This is a genomic window from Sphingopyxis sp., from assembly GCF_035565275.1.
Lineage (GTDB): Bacteria > Pseudomonadota > Alphaproteobacteria > Sphingomonadales > Sphingomonadaceae > Sphingopyxis.
Window position 1 is genome coordinate 1 of sequence record NZ_DATMST010000090.1, and the last position, 2,324, is coordinate 2,324.

At 67.3% G+C, this 2,324-nt stretch carries 3 protein-coding genes; all 3 read right to left on the reverse strand.

Translation table 11 applies throughout. The features are described from left to right. Nucleotides 1–138 precede the first annotated feature (138 nt). Complete coding sequence (locus VN047_RS06805; RefSeq protein WP_325541352.1) at nt 139–420, reverse strand: HPr-rel-A system PqqD family peptide chaperone; 282 nt, start codon at nt 418–420, stop codon at nt 139–141. Beyond that, nucleotides 413–859, reverse strand: a complete 447-nt coding sequence (locus VN047_RS06810; protein ID WP_325541354.1) for a MarR family winged helix-turn-helix transcriptional regulator — start codon at nt 857–859, stop codon at nt 413–415. Before VN047_RS06810 ends, VN047_RS06805 begins: the two co-directional genes overlap by 8 nt. A 79-nt stretch (nt 860–938) precedes the next feature. Further along, nucleotides 939–2,324 (reverse strand): TonB-dependent receptor (locus VN047_RS06815; protein ID WP_325541356.1); only part of this gene is annotated, 1,386 nt, incomplete at its 5' end.

Sequence of the window (2,324 nt, forward strand, 5' to 3'; positions counted from 1 at the left end):
GCCGGACCGTCGCCTCGGCGGGACGCGTCTCGTCGCGGGGATAGCCGGCATAGAGCCGGTCGAGCGCCGCGATCGGGGCGGCCCAGTCGCTGCCGATGCGGAACTGGACCGGCCCGACCGCGATGCGCGTGCTGTGCCTCACACGCGCTCCACCAGCCCCATCGCCGCGAGTTCGCCCAGCCGTTCGGCGAGGATCGGCTGGACATCGTCTTCGCTGTCGAAATCGAACACCGCGGCAAGACGCGTCGACAGCATCGCGGCGTTGCAAGCATCGCCGCCCATCGCGCCCAGTATCTCGGGCATCGGTGAAACGACGATATGCGTCTGCATCGAACGGCGGTCGAAGATCGCGGTCAGTTCGCCCAGCAGTTCGACGCGCAGCACACCCGGCGGCGCGGCGCGATACAGCCGGTCAGCCATAGTCTTCGGCAGCGGAGGTCAGCTTGGCGAGGATGCGCAGCAAGGTCGCGCGTTCGCTGGCGCTGATGTTCGATTCGAGCCGCGCCTCGCTCGCCAGCGCCGCCGGCGCGATTGCGTCGTAAAGCGAACGCCCGGTTTCGGTCAGGTCCAGATGGTGCGAGCGTCCGTCGTCCCGATGCGCCTGACGCCCGATCAATTGGCGTTCCGCCAGCGCTTTCGCCGCACGGTTCACCGTCACCTTGTCCATCCGGGTTGCCTCGACCAGTTCGCGCTGCGTCTTCGGCTGGCCCTCGCCCAGTACCGCCATCAACCGCCATTCGGGAATCTTCAATCCGAAGCGATTCTCGTATTCGGCGGCGATCCGGCTCGACAGGGCGTTCGAGGCGATCGACAGTCGATATGGCAGAAAATTGTCGAGATTCAGCTTCTTCGCGGTCATGCCTTCAAACCCCAACTTATCCCGGCGCCTGTTATCCTATCGTCTGTTTCGGGCCTGTGAAGGGCCGAACGGTGCGAAATCAGAAAGAAAGGCGTGCACCGACCCACAGCGTTCGCGGCGTCGCGCGCTCGACGATGCCCGACGAGGAAATCGCCGCCGGCACCAGTTCGTCGAACAGATTCTCGCCGCGTGCCTCGATGCTCAGCGCCTGCATGACGCGCCACGACAGCCCGGCGTCGAGCGTCAGCGCATCGCCGAGCGCAAGCAGGCCAAGGTCATCCTCATTCTGCTTGCCGATGTAGCGCAGCGTCGCGAAGCCGCCGAACGGGCCGCCGGTATCGGTGCGCAGCGACACGCTGCCGGCATGTCTGGCGATCTGCGCCGGGCGGCGTCCCTCGAGCGTCGCCGCGCCACCCGACGCGTCGACCTCGGCATCGGTATAGGCATAGGTCGCGCGCAGCGTCGCGGGACCAATGCGCTGCTCGGCGCTCACCTCGACGCCCTTGCTGTCGATGGCATCGAGATTCTGCCGCTGGTTCAGATTCGGCGCGAGCGTCACATTGGCGATCGCGTTGGTCAGATGATTGGCAAACAGCGTCGCCGACAGCTTTGTTCCGCCGCTGTTCCAGTCGATTCCGACCTCGCCGCCCCACAAGCGCTCGGGTTTCAGCATCTCGTTCGCGGTCGTCACCTCGGCGCCGACACGGAACGGGCGATAGAGTTCGTTGAGCGTCGGCAGGCGCCAGCCGCGATAGCCCGCCGCGCGCACCGCGAATCCCTCCGACGTCCAGCGCACACCCGCGCGGCCGCTGCCTTCCCAGCCCTGCCGCGCCGCGAAGCGAAGGTCCGTGATGACAGGCCCGGCGATATTGCGCTCGAGGCGATACCCCTCAGCCAGCCACCAGCGATCGATACGCCCGCTGAGCGTCCAGAGCAGGCCGTCGCCCGCGTCGCCAGACGTCCATTCGGCGAAAGCGCCGACGGTATCACTGTTGCCGCCCGCGATGCGGTGACGGCCCGGAATGGTGCCGCTGAAGAAGAAATCCTCTTCGGTCCGACCGACCGTACGCCGCCAGTCCGCTCCGATGCGCAGCGGGTTCGCGCCACCGAACGCCGGGCGCAGCTCGACGCGCGCGCCGATCCCGGTCGCGGGTGCGCGCTGGAACAAGGCGGGCGCGACGCTGTTCCGCCCCGCCGAGACACTGGCAAAGCCGCTCTCGAAATCGCGTAACTGGATATAGCCGAGCGCGAGCCATTGCGTGCTGCCCGACGGATCATGGACGAAGCGAAGGCTTGCATCGATCCCGTCGAACTTGCTCCGCGTGAAGTCGGTGCCGCGGTCGCGCCGGTCCGAAAAGCCGCGAACACTCGCCTCGATACGGCTCGCGTCGCCGGCGTCGAAGCGCAGGCGCAGCCCCAACCCGCCTTGTTCATAGGGCGCGGCGCGATCGACCGCGCCGCGCTG

Excerpts from the sequence above, each read along its gene's own strand:
- VN047_RS06805 (WP_325541352.1), bottom strand. The coding sequence starts at position 420 with ATGGCTGACCGGCTGTATCGCGCCGCGCCGCCGGGTGTGCTGCGCGTC.
- VN047_RS06810 (WP_325541354.1), bottom strand. The coding sequence starts at position 859 with ATGACCGCGAAGAAGCTGAATCTCGACAATTTTCTGCCATATCGACTG.